General features: G+C 58.2%; 15 protein-coding genes. 6 read left to right on the forward strand and 9 right to left on the reverse strand.

From position 1 onward, the window contains the following. The first annotated feature begins 32 nt into the window (after window positions 1–32). Entirely contained in the window at window positions 33–233 is a 201-nt protein-coding gene (locus VGR81_08225; protein HEV2288923.1) for a hypothetical protein, read from the forward strand. Between the two features lie 115 nt (window positions 234–348). On the opposite strand, the gene VGR81_08230 is transcribed toward VGR81_08225, so the two are convergent. Continuing rightward, window positions 349–618, reverse strand: coding sequence for a hypothetical protein (locus VGR81_08230; GenBank protein HEV2288924.1), 270 nt, complete (start codon window positions 616–618; stop codon window positions 349–351). A 28-nt stretch (window positions 619–646) separates the two neighbouring features. Next, on the reverse strand, window positions 647–1,393 hold the full coding sequence (locus VGR81_08235; GenBank protein HEV2288925.1) for a polysaccharide deacetylase family protein: 747 nt from the start codon (window positions 1,391–1,393) through the stop codon (window positions 647–649). 208 nt (window positions 1,394–1,601) lie between these two features. Between VGR81_08235 and VGR81_08240 the strand changes: the two genes are divergently transcribed. Further along, complete coding sequence (locus VGR81_08240) at window positions 1,602–2,234, forward strand: hypothetical protein (GenBank protein HEV2288926.1); 633 nt, start codon at window positions 1,602–1,604, stop codon at window positions 2,232–2,234. Window positions 2,235–2,280: 46 nt separating this feature from the next. On the opposite strand, the gene VGR81_08245 is transcribed toward VGR81_08240, so the two are convergent. The 7 genes from VGR81_08245 to VGR81_08275 all read right to left on the reverse strand — a co-directional run bounded on the left by VGR81_08245 (window position 2,281) and on the right by VGR81_08275 (window position 10,849). Further along, window positions 2,281–3,711 (reverse strand): sigma-54 dependent transcriptional regulator, encoded by a 1,431-nt coding sequence (locus VGR81_08245; GenBank protein HEV2288927.1) that lies wholly within the window; start codon window positions 3,709–3,711, stop codon window positions 2,281–2,283. Window positions 3,712–3,717: 6 nt separating this feature from the next. Further along, the gene (locus VGR81_08250; protein ID HEV2288928.1) at window positions 3,718–5,559 is read right to left on the reverse strand and encodes an ATP-binding protein; all 1,842 of its coding nucleotides are present in this window, start codon (window positions 5,557–5,559) and stop codon (window positions 3,718–3,720) included. Continuing rightward, window positions 5,556–7,019, reverse strand: coding sequence for an ABC transporter substrate-binding protein (locus VGR81_08255; protein ID HEV2288929.1), 1,464 nt, complete (start codon window positions 7,017–7,019; stop codon window positions 5,556–5,558). The genes VGR81_08250 and VGR81_08255 overlap by 4 nt, the downstream gene beginning before the upstream one ends. Further along, window positions 6,982–8,157, reverse strand: coding sequence for a hypothetical protein (locus VGR81_08260; protein HEV2288930.1), 1,176 nt, complete (start codon window positions 8,155–8,157; stop codon window positions 6,982–6,984). The genes VGR81_08255 and VGR81_08260 overlap by 38 nt, the downstream gene beginning before the upstream one ends. 412 nt (window positions 8,158–8,569) lie before the next feature. Then, window positions 8,570–9,910, reverse strand: a complete 1,341-nt coding sequence (locus VGR81_08265; protein ID HEV2288931.1) for an SPFH domain-containing protein — start codon at window positions 9,908–9,910, stop codon at window positions 8,570–8,572. Between the two features lie 35 nt (window positions 9,911–9,945). After that, a complete protein-coding gene (locus tag VGR81_08270) occupies window positions 9,946–10,125 on the reverse strand; it encodes a hypothetical protein (protein HEV2288932.1) in 180 nt (59 codons plus the stop codon). Window positions 10,126–10,150: 25 nt separating this feature from the next. Beyond that, entirely contained in the window at window positions 10,151–10,849 is a 699-nt protein-coding gene (locus VGR81_08275; protein ID HEV2288933.1) for a L,D-transpeptidase, read from the reverse strand. 231 nt (window positions 10,850–11,080) lie between these two features. Here VGR81_08275 and VGR81_08280 point away from each other — a divergent pair, with 231 nt between their 5' ends. From VGR81_08280 to VGR81_08295, 4 genes are all read left to right on the forward strand, one after another. Then, window positions 11,081–12,220: a site-2 protease family protein gene (locus VGR81_08280; GenBank protein ID HEV2288934.1), complete on the forward strand. Its 1,140-nt coding sequence runs from the start codon at window positions 11,081–11,083 to the stop codon at window positions 12,218–12,220. A 90-nt stretch (window positions 12,221–12,310) separates the two neighbouring features. Further along, window positions 12,311–12,985 carry a response regulator transcription factor gene (locus tag VGR81_08285; protein HEV2288935.1) on the forward strand — a complete coding sequence of 225 codons (675 nt, stop codon included), beginning with the start codon at window positions 12,311–12,313 and terminating at the stop codon, window positions 12,983–12,985. Beyond that, window positions 12,982–14,397 (forward strand): HAMP domain-containing sensor histidine kinase, encoded by a 1,416-nt coding sequence (locus VGR81_08290; GenBank protein ID HEV2288936.1) that lies wholly within the window; start codon window positions 12,982–12,984, stop codon window positions 14,395–14,397. The genes VGR81_08285 and VGR81_08290 overlap by 4 nt, the downstream gene beginning before the upstream one ends. Window positions 14,398–14,536: 139 nt before the next feature. Beyond that, window positions 14,537–15,784, forward strand: a complete 1,248-nt coding sequence (locus VGR81_08295; GenBank protein HEV2288937.1) for a TolC family protein — start codon at window positions 14,537–14,539, stop codon at window positions 15,782–15,784. Window positions 15,785–15,788 lie beyond the last annotated feature (4 nt).

The raw sequence follows: 15,788 nt of genomic DNA on the forward strand, positions 1-15,788 counted from the left end.
CTGCATAATCATGCCCACAAGGAGCGACGTACATGGCAAATCTGGCTTTGGTCTACGGTATGAGGCTTTTCCCTGCCGCGGAGCTCGCATCGGTGGGTGACGCTACAGTGCAGCTCAAAAACGGCAATTCCAGCCGCATCACCATGCATCTCATCGAAGGCACGCGCGAGGAAATCGAAGCCACTCTTAAGCAATCTCTCGACGCCTTCTTCGACCTCTACCCTGAAATCTAAGTCTGTCTTTTCATGCGCCGGGTACGCGGCCTGGGTTTAACCTTCCGGCTCTATTTTCGGGAGTTTCCTCACTACTCCCGACGGTTCTCAATCGCCATACCGCGAGTAGTTTGGCTCAAACCAAAATGACGGTTTGCCCAGTCAGATCGAATCGCTTCCGGCACTTGATATTTCGGCACGCAACCATGTCGTCGACGCGCACCATGTACGACCGCGCCTTCGCAAAGTGGGAACGGTCCTCTTCGTTTGATCCTCGGGGCAATCCGCTCTTTTTCGTACGCAGCTTCCATCGCACCGGATACGTATTTTCCTGCCGGCAATGCGGGCAAATGAGCGGGATTTGTTTCGTCTCGTCTTTCTCGTCATAAAATTTTCTGTCGTCCATGGTTCTCCGTTCTTCACTGTGAGAGATTTCAGGCCTTTTCACTGGAGCCCGCTGGAAATTTCTCCAGCGCGGCAGCGCCAATCATGTCGAGCGTCACAAAACGAATTCCCGCATCTTTCCATCGCGGCAACCAATGCCGGAGCGCCTCGACTGTGTGCCGCCGGTCGCCTTCCGGCACGCGAAAATCACCGTCGTGCAGCAGCAAAATATCCCCGCCAAACACACGCCGCAAGCGATGAATCACGCGGCTCGCCGGCTGCGGCATCCAATCCCACGCCCACTTCGACCACATCACCACGCCTGAGTAACCAAGCCCGCGGACAACCGCGCCGAGTTGCGGCCCGCGGAAACCAAATGGCGGGCGCATCCAGCTCAATTCCTCACCGCCGATGGCTGCGTGAATCGCTTCGCTGCAACGATTCAACTCCGCTCGCAATTTTGCGGGCGTAAGAAACGTCAAGTTCGCATGCGTCTCGGTATGGTTTCCGACCGTGTGCCCGCGCGCCGCGATTTCCCGCGTGATTTCCGGAAACGCACGCACGCGGCTGCCCATCAGGAAAAATGTGGCTCGCGCATTATGCTGGCCGAGCAGTTCCAGCAACTCCGGCGTCACAGCGGGATTCGGGCCGTCGTCGAATGTCAATGCGAGCGTTTGTGCGTTCCCTGTTTCACGAATCGTTCGCCCAAAAATCTGCGATTGCGGATGCACCGCACCCCAGGCACCAACGATAGCCGCTCCCAGCGCCGTAGCACCCGCGATTTCCGCTCCATGCATCCTTTTTCACTCCATCCTAATTCTCATTCCATTTTCGCATGCAACTTCTCCCCTCGCCACTTTCTCTCCGCAGCTCTGTGCACTTACGCGAATAGTTTTTTGGTTTCCGTGAGTTTTGCGAAATCATATAGAGAATTTGATACCATGTCTGCTCTTAAAAGGCGCGGATGCTGGCATTCTCCCTGCAAGTCATCCCCGCGAAACGAATATGCACATACCAAAAGACATGGAATTTCCAGGATGGGTCCGCTGGGCCAGTGTGATTTGGCTTGCCGTATGGATTCCCGCGTATTGGATCACATGGGGCGCTGCGAATTTCATCCATCTCTGCGACATCGCCGTGATTCTTACGTGCGCGGGATTTTGGTTTGGAAATTCCCGGCTGCTGTCAAGCCAGGCCGTTTCATCGATTCTCGCCGATTTGCTCTGGGACCTCGACGCGGGATGGAGGTTGTTTTTTGGCCACCATTTATGGGGTGGCACCGAATATATGTGGGACGTGCATTATCCGCTCTGGGTGCGCTTGCTTTCTCTGTTCCATGTTGTCTGGCCGATTCTGTTGCTCTGGTCGCTCAAGCGCGCCGGATACGATCGCGGCGGATTCGTTTTCCAAAGTTCGATTGCCGCTCTGGCCATGGTCGCAGCGCGCTATACCAATCCAGCGCTAAACATCAATTATGTTTTTCGCGACCCGATCCTGCACTGCATGTGGGGCCCGGAGCCAGTGCATCTCGCGCTCATGTGGCTAGGCCTAGTCGTGGTGATCTATCTCCCGACGCACCTCCTCTTGCAAAAAATCTTCGCTCCGCCGGAATCGGCCACGTCAGCAATGGGATCATAAGCACAGAGCGCTGGTCTGCTACTGGCGCCTTGGAGCTTTTCTCTGCTCAGTCCTCTTCTTTTCTGAGCGAACGAAGATCAATCCCCAGGTGCTGGCACTTCTTGTAGAGATGGCTGCGCTCAAGTCCGAGCGCCTTGGCGGTGTTGGTCATGTGGTGATGATGGCGCTTGAGCTCGGTGAGAATCGTCTCGCGTTCGAACGCATCCACCCGCTCGGTCATGGTGCCGAAAGACATCGCCCTCGTCGCGCCGGGCCCTGCGGCGGCACTGCCCGCAGTCCCGGCAGGATCGCCAGCCGCACCTGCCGAATCCGCCTGCGGTAACGCCTGCCGGACCGACATGGCGTCAATCTCATCTCCCGGTGCAAGGAGCATCACCCGCTCCACCACGTTGCGCAGCTCGCGCACATTCCCAGGCCATGCGTACCGCGAAAGTTGTTCTATCGCTTCTGCAGAAAATCTCTTCGGCTTCCACGTATTTTGTTCCGCGACCTGCCGTGCAAAATGTTCTGCAAGCACGGGGATGTCCTCAATGCGCTCGCGTAAAGGCGGCAGCACAACCGGAAAAACGAAAACCCGGTGGTACAAATCCTGCCGGAAAGCGCCGCGCCGTACTTCGTCTTCAAGATTGCGATGCGTCGCGACAATCACGCGCACGTCCACCGAAATCGCGCGGTCGCCGCCGACGCGCTCGATTTCGCCTTCTTCGAGCACGCGGAGCAGTTTAGCCTGCATCGGCGCGGGCATGTCACCGATTTCGTCGAGGAAGAGCGTGCCCCGATGCGCTTGCTCAAATTTTCCAATGTGCCGCGAAGCCGCCCCGGTGAACGAGCCTTTTTCGTGGCCGAAAAGCTCTGATTCCAATAGCTCCGCAGGCACCGCGGCACAATTCAGCGTGACGAACGGCCCGGAGCGGCGCGCGCTCTTTTCGTGCAGCGTTCGCGCCACAAGCTCTTTGCCCGTGCCCGTCTCTCCGCGAATGCACACGCGCGTTTCGCTTGCTGCCACGCGCTCTATCTCCGCCATCAGCGATCTCATCGTCGGGCTTGCCCAGATGAGTTGGTGACGCCCCGCGCGCCGGCGCAAGTCGCGATTTTCCTGCTCCAAACGCGCGAGCTTCAGTGAGTTTTCCACTGTGAGCAGAAGTTTTTCCGTCGAAATCGGTTTTTCAAGAAAATCTGCCGCACCCAGCCGCGTGGCGCGCACGGCCATTTCGATCGTCGCTTGCCCTGACATCATCACCACGGGCGAGGCGACGCCAAGATTCTTCATTTCCTCCAGCAGCGCGATGCCATCTTTGCCGGGCATCACCACATCCGAAAGAATCAAATCGAAATGCCCATCGCGGGCCATCTCCAGAGCGCGCCCGGCGTTGTCGCAGACCGTCGCTTCGTGGCCCGACAATCGAAATGCACGCGCGAGCGACGCGAGCGTATTCGCGTCATCATCGATGATCAGAATGTGCGCTTTCGCGGACATCAAACGTCAGACCTCCCGTGCTGCGCGAGCTTCCTCATGTGCTTCGATTGTCACCGGTGGCGTCGGAGGCAAATCAATGACAAATGTCGCGCCTTGCCCCGGTTCACTTACGACAGAGATGCGTCCACCGTGATCGCTCACCACGGACTGCACGATGGCGAGTCCGAGTCCTGTGCCATGTTGCTTGGTCGTGTAATACGGCGTGAAAAGTCGCGCGCATTCCTCGGGCGTCAGCCCAGCGCCGGTGTCGGACACCTCCAAGCGCACCCCGCCATCGTGCCGCAAAGTCCGAATCTTTAATGTGCCGCCCGATGGCATAGCGTCCAGTGCGTTGAGAACCAAATTGCCGAGCGCGCGATGCAGCAGCGCCGTGTCTGCTTGGATCACGGGCAATTTTTCGGCGAGTTGCAAATCCATTTTTATCTCCGGTTCCCCCAGTGCGGTGAACCGCGGCTCGAAAAGGCGAATGATGCCGTGGACGATTTCATTCACATTCGTAAACTGCAGCTCAGGCTGCGGCATTTTTGCGAAATCGCTGAAGCGGCCAACGATCGCTTTCAGATTTTCAATCTCCGCCAACAATGTGGCCGTGGATTCGTGAAAAATTTCATCAAAATCCGGCGAATTCTGCTCGCGTGCGCGACGCAGGTTTTCCAGCGTGATCTGCAACGGAAAGAGCGGATTCTTCAGCTCGTGCGCCAGCCGGCGGGCCAGCTCGCGCCATGCGGCGACACGTTCCGCCTGCACCAACCGTTCTCGTTGACCCACGAGCTGCTCGGTCATGGAGTTGAATGCTTGTGCAAGCGTGCCAATTTCGTCTCCAGAAGCGATATTCACACGAGCGTGCCAATTCCCGGCCGCGACTTCCTGTGCGCCAGTGACAAGTTCACCGACGGGGCGCGTTACGCGCATCGCTGCCCACCAACTTAGAAGAATCCCTAGCGCCAGCGCCATGCCGCCGACGGCCAGCGCCAGCCATAGAATGCGACGTTCGAGCAGCACCAGGTCGCGGCGTGAACTGCCGATAAGAAAAACGCCGAGCAAATCCTTTGCCGCATCGCCGCCCGGTCCGAAAAGCGGCAGAACATGGAACGCTTCTTCCGAACTCGCTTTGCGCGTCCATTGAATCGTGGTCGCGAACTCTTCCGGCTGCGCGAATTCGTTTTCGACAAGAGGCGCCAAACGCGTGGCCTGATTGACTGGCCCATTCACGTCGGTCAGGTTCACGGCGGAAAAATTCGGCGTCAGTTTCGTGTAAAGCAGCGCGCGCATTCCCGCGGGCAAGCTGAGGGATGAAAGGAATGATTTGCCGAGCCGCTCGCCGCCGGCAATGTAAAAAGTCGCATTGCCAATCGGCACCGTGCGAACAGCGATCAGACCCAGCGCCGCACCGTCCGGCGTGTCCATCTCGGCAAGGAAAGCGCCACGCGACGTCCAGTCCGTTTTTTCGAGCAGCCAGCTTTCCTTGTAGCCGAACCGCGCAGGCCATTGCTCCGAAGAAATGATGCTCCCGTCGCTGTCAACGAACTCGAGGAAATCAAGCTGATGCGCATTTCCCACGCTCGAGGCATCGTTCCCGTAAACAGAGGGATCCTGACGGTGCGTGCTGAGATTCATAGCCATCGTGAGCGTCGCTTCGGCATTGGCGATATCCTCAATGCGCCCAATAATCTCCTGTTTCTGGTTCGAAAACTCCCGCTGGAATTGTCCTACGATGGCCTCCGTGTGCGATGCGTCGAGTTGTTCGAAGGCGCGTCGCGTCGAAATCGTGACGCCGAACGCGACAACTGCAACCGCGGCGACGACCACCATCGGAAAAAGAACGAACATCTTGAAGCGGAAGCTCACGGCTGCGCTCCATCGAGCCACACATTGGCGAGGCGCCACGTGCCGGAATGTATCGGCATCCAGTCGCGCACGCGCGCGCTCAGCCCCACGACTTCCGGGACGTGCGCGAGGGGAATCACGCCATACGTATCGATGACGGCTCGTTCGCGGGAGTAGAGTTCGTCAAGGCTCGTGGGATCGGAGAGCGGCCCCGCGAGTGAAGAATCCAAATCGGCAACTGGCGCGAGCGCTTGCAGGAAATCTTCGAGCGCCACGGCAGGATCCGGTGAAGAAAGGGGCAGGCGCACGATCATCGCGTCCAGGCCCTGCCAGTTCGCTGTCCCACCTGGCATCGGATGAGTCGAAAGAGGTATCCCTGCCGCTTGCGCGTTCACGGCAATTCGCTCGGCAATAGAGCGTTCCATGGCGTCGGCGGAATCATAGCCCAGCTTGAGCGCCACGGAGGAAGGGGTTTGCGTCATGGCTCCTGTGCTTTGGAGCACGGCGCCCGGCAGCGAAAATAAAAAGGCATAGCCTGAGCACCATTGCGGCACAAGCCCTCTTGCAGGCTCTCCTTCTTTTTGCAACACAAAATCGACCAGGGACGCGCGATCAATCGCCTGCGAAAGCGCCTGGCGCACGCGAACGTCTTTCGTTGTCGTCGAACGAAGAAACACTAGCGCGAGCAACTCAGAAGGAGGAGAAGCAGAGATGCGCACGCCGCGCGAAGCATCAATCCGCGCGCGATCGGCCGCCACGTCGACAATGTCCACCTTTCCAAGGTCGAGATCGATCATTCGGTCGCGAATCGTACGGCCCATTTGAATGTCGACTGCATCAACGAACGGCCGCCCGTTCCAGTAATCGGCGTTTGCGGTGAGCGCAGCGTGATTCCCTGGTTCCCAGGTCACTATGCGAAACGGTCCCGTATCAGCGAACGACCCGTCAGCCTGCCGAACGAGAATTGAATTGTGCGGCTCCGCCAAGCGATATAACAAATCCGGCTGTGGCGCGTCGAAGTCGATTATCACCTTTGAAGTCGACGGACCGGCCGTTGCCGGCCCATTATCGGCGCGCAAAGAAACATGCCACGAAGGATTCGCCGCTTGCAGCGAGTCAACAACAGCCTGTACAGCAATGAGGCTTCCATCCTGCAATTTCACATTGCGAAGCATGAATTCCCAATGCTTGTACGTCTCGTCATGCGTCCATGAAACCGCCAGCGCAGGTTGCGGCTGGCCGAATTGATCTAGCATAACCAGGCGGTCCGAAATCAGTTCGAATATGCGATTCTGTGCGATGCGATCCGCAATGGAATCCGGGGTCTGCGCCGGATCGAGAGAACTGATTCGGCCTTCGAAATCGATGAACAGCGTGCCGCCATAGCGCGGCCTCCGCGCCGCGAATGCAGCGATGGCCGCAAATAGCGCAGTTGCCAAGAGGCTACTGGTTGTAATTTGCGCGAATAAAGTACGCTTCATACATTCCTGTCTTGAGATTCCGCGAAACCGCGAGCGCCCTATTTTCTCCCTCGGACCACAGCGTCGTGATCGGCCCGTCGAATTCCAGAACGTCGCTCGCCGGTGTCGCCTTCCGATCAACGATATGGAAAGCCTGAAGCGTATCAGCCGTAGTCCAATCACCCGTGCCGGTCACAAGCAACGGCCACCGATTTCGGCTGGAAGAGTAAAGCGCGGCGATGTCGCTGCCCCAACCGGAAATAGTGGCGACCGGTGTCGACGATCCATCGAATAGCAATGCCCGGCCATCCGGTGCCGCAGCGACGAAATCGAGCGAAGCTCCGGAGGCAGGCGGAGGCGCGAAAAACGCAAGCGAATCGAACTCCTGCGTTCCCGTTGCAGGAAGTGTAAAAGTGTTTTCATCCGTTGAACCCGTCGGCTGAAGAGTGGAAGCGCTCGGGAAACGAAGAGAGGGAAGCCAGCCGACATTGGTCTGCTTGCAGGACGGCACGAGCGCTGTTCCAGCAAGCGCAATGCTGCAGTCGATGCCCGGCAGTACGGCGTGTTCCTGGCCATTTTCGTCAGGCTGTAATCGTCCGCGCGCATCCCGTGGCAGGCGAAAGAGGCCAAAGTCCACAGCTTGCGAAGTGTCAAATTGAAGTTCCCACGCTCCATTTTCTTGCGTGTAAAGCCCGACGCGCTCCAGCTGCAGCACCAGAAGTTCCTCGTGCGCACCCTCTTTCGCCGGTAGCAACGCCACATCGAGAATTGGCTCAGGCGAGCTGAGAATGAATTGTTTTTGAAGCACGAGCGACGGTTGGAATCGCTGCGCCGCGCTCACGCGGTCCCGCGGAACAGCGACGAAAAACGTCTTCACAGCGCCGTACCCATTCACTTGCGCAACCCACAAATACTCCCAAAGATTTTCAGAAAGTGTAATCGTCAGCGAGACATTCGCCGGCGGCTGCGCCGCCGCGGATTGCAAGGTCTTCCCTGCTTTGGCCATTTCGCCGCGGAAAGCGTCGCATGCCTGCTGAAATTCCGTCTGTGAAACTGAAGAAAGATTTGCGGGCGGGCTCGAAAGGGCGACAAGAGCTTGCACGTCGACGCCCACCGCTCCGGCGACCTTGCGTGCTAGCTCGCGTGCCGCGGATGTCAATCCCTGCTCCTCTGTCTGCGCTTTTTCCTGGCTCTCTGATGACTGCTCTGTTGTGGCGGCCTTCGACTGTGTCTCGGTTCGCGCTGAGGATTGCGGGGATGCATGCGCGCCAACCGCAGCGAGAGCAAAAAACAAAAATGCAAGCCAATCGGCGATGCGGAAGAACAAATTTCGGCGGAAGGAAAGCATGGGATCGCGCCACACGCGCGTCGCGGGCCATCATAGCACACGCGGTTTCTCCGCAACGCATGCGCTCGAAGAGCGTGTGCCCAACGAGTTCGCATCCCCCAGCAGGTCGCTCTCGAAGAACCGCTGGCGGGTGGCTTTGCTGCGGCGGGAGCGAAGCCACCCACAGGGGTTTGGCCAGCAGTTACCCGGCTGCGACGGCTGTTCAGCCGCCCGGGAACTCGCATCACTGGCTGCCTCCGCGCGGAGTCGGCGGATCATTAGCCGTCGCGGGAGGCGCGTCAGTGCCCAGCGGCGCATCGAGCACGCCGTTGGTGAAGAAAAATTTGCCATCCATCGGCACCATCATGATGCGAACTTTGTCCGACAGTTTCTCTGCAACGATTTTTTGAATCAGCAGTGGATTGCCTTTGAGTGCGGCTCCTTCCAGTTGCAACTCCTGCGCCTCGGCCGCGCCGGTGATGCGAATGCGATCCGCGTCGGCCTTGGCCAGAAGCTCTTGGCTTTGCTGCTCGGCCTGACTGTCAATGACTTTCGCCTGCGCTTCCGCCTGTGCATTTTCGAGCGTCGCTTCCTTGCGCGCCTTCGCTTCCAGCCGCGCCTGCTCGATTTGCTTCTGTTTCAACGGCAGCGTGTACTGCATCGCATCCGATTCCGCCTTGGCGCCGATGACGCGCGCCTGCGCGCTCGCCTCCGCTTGTTTCACCTGCCGGACTTTGTTTTCCTCGGCCTGATATTCGGCAATCTTCACGCGCTTGGCTTCGATCTCCTGCTCAAAGGTCATTTCCTCGCCCTGCTGCTCTTTCAGCAAAATATTTTGCAGCCCTTGCGCATACTCCGGCGGCAGCACGATTCGCCGCACCAGAACTTCTTTCACCACGATGGCGTCGCTGGCCAGCCGCGAAGTGATCAAGTCCGTGACGCGTTGGTGAAACTCGAAGCGCTTTTCGGAAAAGATATCTCGCACTACGTATTCCGGCGCGACTTCTCGGAACGTCGCCTCGACGACCGGCGCAACAATTTTCTGGTCGATCGGCTGTGGGATATTCTCCTCCACAAAATCGAGCCTTCGCGGGTCCAGCCGATAGCGCACTGTTACGGCAATACCCATCGGCAGACCCTCCTGTGCCTCGACGCTCAGCACGGCCAGATGCTCCTTCGTGTTTTCCTGCGCCGCCGTCGCATATACCTGGTCGCGAATGTCATAGGTCGATACGCGCTGCATGAGCGGCACGACGAGATGCACGCCTGCATAGAGCGTCCCCGGGTGAATGCCGGAAATCTGGCTCACACGGACGCCCGCCATGCCATCAGGAATCACCACAATGCTTAAAGAAATCAGAAGTGCGACGGTGGAAGCTCCTGCAATCCTGCCGGCATCATTCCAGCGGATTGGTTTCCGTGATCGCGGCGGCAAAGGGGATGCGTCGGGCGCAGCTTTTATAAACAAACGCCGAGCGACACGGTCAAGCTCGTAAAGATAAATTAAATCGTACGCCACGATGAAAGCAGCGGCAATCAGCAGCGCGATTCCAGCCGTAAATAGCAAACCTCTCAGAAAAAGCATTTTCCCCCCTCCCCTTCTCGTTCCCTTCCCACCATTCAGGACTTGGCCCGAACCGGGATACGAATCTCATCGCGCGCGGCAAGCTTGGCTGGCATCAAGATCATCATCGTCCGCAGGCACAGCCACTCCAGCCCCGCCGCAATCGCGGTGGAAGTAACTACTGCCGTCAAAAGGACTGCCGCGCTGAAAATCTTCTCTGCGAGCTGCGTGCTCATGTTCGTACCCTCGCTTTCGTCTCGTTCATTGCGCGGTCGCGCTCGCCGTGGCCGTCGCATGCACTGGATCGATAGCTCCGGCCTTCGGTTCAGCTGCGGAAGCGACCAGGACATGCGCGCTCCCATCGCCATCACCAAAAAGCTGGGCCGTCTCGGCGTCGCGCGTCGCATGCAGCTCGACCACGTCGCCAACGCGAAGGTGCGCAAACAAAATCTTGACGTCGGCATTACTTAAGCGGATGCATCCGTGCGAAGCGCGCCGTCCGATCATCCGCGGCTCATTCGTGCCGTGAATGCCGTATCCTTTGGCGCTCAGTCCAATCCAGCGCGGCCCGACCGGATTTTCCGGCCCTGCGGGAATCACTTGTCCCGGGTGGTAGTAGACCGGGTCCGTCACGAGGTTCACGACGCGAAATTCACCCACGGGGCTGGGGCTTGCAGGCGCTCCCACGGCCACGCGAAACATGAGCATCACGCAGCCATTTTCAACCAGCGCAAGTCGCCGATCCGGAATGCTGACGATGATTCGTCGTTCCGAAGCCACAGCTGACACAGGCACAGCTTCCGTATCGGCCGTACGTCGAAGGGGGCGCTCTTGCGCCGCACTCTTTCCCGCCAGCGCGAGGGCGAGTACAGCCAGCGCCGTGACTTGATATTTCGTTTGAATAAAAGCCTGGCTCCGAGAGTTACTTCGTTTTACCGTTTGTCCTTGCGTCCGCCGCATCACTTCCTCCTGGTTTTTATTTGCCTTCAGACGTGAGAATCGCACGGTCACGGCCATTTGTGAGCATGTTGAAAACACAGGAGATAGCGGAACCCAGACAGGCGTCTCGCGTGTCGCGCCAGACACGAGCGTGAAACCGCGACGCACACGCCACGTCTCAAGCTATAATCGGGTGGAAGGATTGGTTAGGACATGGAGCAGCAGCATTCGGGCATCCGCTTGGGGAAGGTATTGGGGATCCCACTATACCTTCACGCCACGTGGTTCATTATTTTTGCGCTAATCACTTTTTCTTTGGCCGAGATGTTTCAGCAGGCGCACGGAGGTATGTCTCAGGCGCAATACTGGCTCCTCGGCATCTGCGTGAGCCTTTTGTTTTTCGGTTCCGTCGTATTCCACGAACTGAGCCACAGCGTCGTCGCCAAGCACTACAAGATCCCTGTTGTCTCCATCACACTTTTTGTCTTCGGCGGACTGGCGCAGATCCAGCGCGATCCTGATAATGCCAGGCAGGAATTCAACATCGCCGTCGCTGGGCCGATTGCGAGTTTCGTCCTCTCGGCTGCATTTTATGGACTGATGCGCCTGATGCCGCCCGGCGGATTTCAAACCGGAGCGATGTGGCTCTGTTGGATCAATTTTGCGCTTGGAGTTTTTAACTTGATTCCCGGCTTCCCGATGGATGGCGGCCGTGTCTTTCGCGCGATAGTCTGGGGCGCAACAAAGAACTTCGAAAAAGCGACCAAAGTCGCTTCGGCCACTGGTCAATTTTTTGCCTATTTGCTTATCGTCTTCGGCCTCTGGGCCGTTCTTCAGCAGAATAGCGAAGCGTCGAAATTGCTCGGCGGCTGGTTCGGCGGCCTGTGGCTCGCGTTTATCGGCTGGTTCTTACTATCCGGCGCGCAAGCGACTTATGCGCAAGTGGCTATTCGCAATTCCCTGATCGGCCTGCGCGCCGGCGATATTATGTCGGCCGACGTCCCGACTGTTTCGCGCGACATTTCACTCGAAGATTACGTCCGCGAAGTTCTCCGCACCGGCCGCCGCTGCCACGTCGTCACCGGAAATGGTATGGCCGTTGGTTTGGTCACCTTGCATCAAGTTCAGCGCTTCCCCCGCGACGAGTGGGCGAACACTTCTGTTCAAGCGGCCATGGTGCCCCAGTCGAAAATTCATTGGGTGGCGCCGAGTGAACCGGTCACTGGGGTGCTCGAGCGCATGCAGAGTGAAGACGTCAATCAAATGCCCGTCCTCGATGACGGCCACATCATCGGAATCATCGCGCGCGACTCGATACTGCGCGTGATTCAGACCAGGATGCAGGCCAGCCGCTATACGGCTGGCAACCCCCTGCAGCAGTCGCATAGGTAGCGGGGCGCCTTGCATCTCACGCCCACTGCCGCGATACTTTGTGGCGCTTCTCGCCGTATAATCCACATAGCACCCAAAAGACTGGCCGCTATGCGCATTCTCCTCGTCGAAGACGAACGCAAGGTGGCGAGCTTCGTGGCTCGCGCGCTGCGCGAGACTGCTTATGCGGTTGACGTTGCTTCCACCGGTGAAGATGGCCTGCGCTCGGCTCTCGAAAATTCGTATGATGCGATTCTTCTGGATGTCCGTCTTCCTGGAATCAGCGGCATCGAGCTGTGCCGCAAGCTCCGCCACGCGGAAATCCAATCTCCGATTCTTATGTTGACCGCGCGCAGCCTCGTCGAGCAGCGCGTCGAGGGCCTCGATGCTGGCGCCGATGATTATCTGACGAAGCCATTCGCCCTCGCTGAACTGCAAGCCCGCGTCCGCGCCCTTGTTCGCCGCGGGTTTCGCCGGGGCGAAGCGAAATTGCGCTGCGGTGATTTGGAGCTCGACCGCCATCGCCGCAGTGTCACGCGCGCCGCCAAGAAAGTGCCTTTGACTTCGAAAGAATTCGCTCTCCTTGAGCTCCTGCTCATGCGCGCGCCCGACGCCGTCACGCGCAGCGAAATCATCGAACATGTCTGGGACTCTCACTTCGACAGCGAAACCAACCTCGTCGATGTCTACATCAATCGCCTCCGCCAAAAAATCGATCAGGGCCACGCCTCGAAGCTCGTCCACACGCTGCGCGGTGTCGGTTACCGCCTGGGAGCGGCCGAATGAAGCGCACCCTATCGTTGCGCGTGCGTATGATGCTGCTCTTTTGCGTCACCGTCGGCGTACTCCTCGCCGGTTCCTATGTAGTCTTCTATCTCGCATTGCAAACCGTCATACACACGGAATTCGATCATCGCCTCATCGAGGCCGAAGCGCCTGTGGCGGCGGACATAGCAACGGACCCAAACGACGCGGACATTGTCGCCATGGATATCCCGGGCGAATATTTCGAGACTGTCGATCTCTCTGGCCGTGTCCGCGCACTTTCAAAAAATCTCAATGGCCACGCCATCGCATGGACCGGCAGCACGAAGCAGTTACAAACCGCTCGCGACCCTGTCCTCGGTCGTCTGCGTCTGGGCATCGCGCCCATACATCGTCCCACTGGCGACAGCATCCTGATTCTCGCCATACCCATGCATGATATTTATGAGATTTTGACACGCTTCCGCGCTCTGCTCTTCATTCTCTTTCCGTGCACCCTGCTGATTCTCGGCGGAGTCTCAGCCTGGTACGTCGGCCGCAGCCTCAAACCCATTGCCGCACTCACGCAGGAAACCTCGCGCATGGCAGATCGCGTCAGAGTTGGTCCTCCAGGGAAAATGCCCGAGCGAGCCACGCCCAATGAACTGCCCATCGCCTCCGCGAATCGTGATGATGAGCTTGGCCGGCTGGCGGACGCGTTCAACAAGCTTTTTGTCTGCATGGAGGGCGCCCTCCTCCAATTGCGCCAATTCGTCTCCGACGCTTCTCACGAGCTGCGCACGCCGCTCTCGATTCTGCAAGGTGAAACCGAGTTGCTCTTGAAAGAGCCGCGCAAGCCCGAGGAATACCACCGCGCTCTCGAAATCATTGACAGCGAATTGAAAAAACTCAGCCGCATTGTCGAGGGTCTTTTCACGCTGGCCATGGCGGATGCCGGTCAGTTGCGTCTCGCCCACGATCCCGTTTACCTCAACGAAGTCCTCGAAGAAGCCTGTGCGCTTGTTGCGCCGCGTGCGCGCGCTAAGGGAATTGCCATCGAACGCCAGTTGTCCGCGGAAGTTCCTTACACCGGCGACGAGGCTTTTCTCCGTCAACTGTTCCTCGTTTTTCTCGACAACGCCTTGAAATATTCCAGAGCGGAGAGCCGCATTCATGTGCAATTGGCTGCCGAGAATGGAACGGTGCAAGTCCAGTTTCAGGATCAGGGCGTGGGAATCGCGGCCGATCATCTTCCGCATATTTTCGAGCGCTTCTATCGCGGTCTCCAGCCTGACTCTGCAGAAGCGCAAAGCGGCGGCCTCGGCCTGGCCATCGCGCAAGCAATCGTCCGCGCTCAAGGTGGAACCATCGAATGCGCCAGTGAACCGGGCTCCGGCTCGACATTCACCATCTCTTTTCCCCGCCAGACCGAGAATGGCCAGTCAAAAAACTAAATAAAAATTAATCTTCATTAAAGGTTCTGGCGTTGACCGCCCGGCTACACTGAGATGTGAACACGATGCTTGCCAACGAGCGTCTATGCGGATACCTTTCACCTGGATCGCAACCATGGCGAAAGGAGGCCGAGTTACGATGAACCGCATGGCGTTCGCCGCTATGGCGCTTCTGGCCTCCTGTGCGATCGTTCCTCCTTCGAGTGCGCAGGACGCGCCGCCCTCCGCCGCTTTGTCAGTGCAAAAATTGACTCTCGCTCAAGCTCTCGACATGGCGGAACGTCAGAATCTCGATTTGATCGCTGCTCGCGCGCAGCGCACCGTCTCCGCCGCCGGTGTGCGTATCGCCCAGGAACGGCCAAATCCCACCGGCAATTTCAATGCCTTGCGCGATGACCCGCACGAAGGCTGGTGGTTCGATATGCCCATCGAACTCAACTCCAAACGCCAAAAACGCATCGATCTCGCGCACGCGGAAGAGGGTCTTACCGACGACGACATCTCCGCGCTCGAAAAACAACTCCGCCAAAACGTCCGCGACGCATTCTTCGCTCTTGCGCTCGCGCGCGGTGTGACGGAGGAGAAAAATGACACGCTGAAGCTTGCCCAGCGCCTCCACGACATCGCCCAGCAACGCTATGAGACCGGCGACGTTCCGCAGCTCGAAGTTTTTCAGGCTGAACTCGAAGTCTCCCAGGCGCAAGCCGACTATGAAGTCGCGCAAAAGGAAGCAAGGGTCGCGCTCAATGAATTGAACGCCCTGCTCAGCGAACCTCCCTCGACCGATTGGGATTTGGTGAATTTGCTTTCCGATTTGCCCGCCAAACCTGCCCTCGATACGCTGTTCACTCGCGCCCGTGCCGCCAATGCTGAGCTGCAGAGAATCACTCAGGAAGAGAAAGTCGAGCAGAGCCAGCTCGCTCTTTATAAAGCCGATCGCGTCCCGAATCTCACACTCTCGCTCGGCGTCGATTACAACGCGCCTCATAATTTTCGTTATGGCCCGCGCAGCCAGGCAAGCATGGAGATCCCGATTTTCTCCCGCAATCAAGGCGAAATCGCTGAATCTTCCGCGAGTTTGATTGCCCTTCAGGACCAATCCCTCGCGACGCGACGCGCCGTCGAGGGCCGTGTGGAATCGGCCTACCTTGAACTCGATTCGCGCGAAACCCAGGCGCAACTTTATAATGCGTCGCTCCTGCCAGCCAGCGAGCGCCTTGAAAGCATGGCGGAGGAAAGTTACCGCGCCGGCAAGGCCAACATTCTTTCTGTTCTTGAAGCGCAGAAAAACGTCCAGCAAGTCCGCGAAGAGTATTTGCAAAGCCTGTTCGCGGTTCAGCAAGCTTTTGCGCAACTGGAAGAGACGGTTGGAGCGCCTCTCGACTGAATCG

The organism is Candidatus Acidiferrales bacterium (assembly GCA_035934015.1).
In the GTDB taxonomy this organism is placed as follows: domain Bacteria; phylum Acidobacteriota; class Terriglobia; order Acidiferrales; family UBA7541; genus DAHUXN01.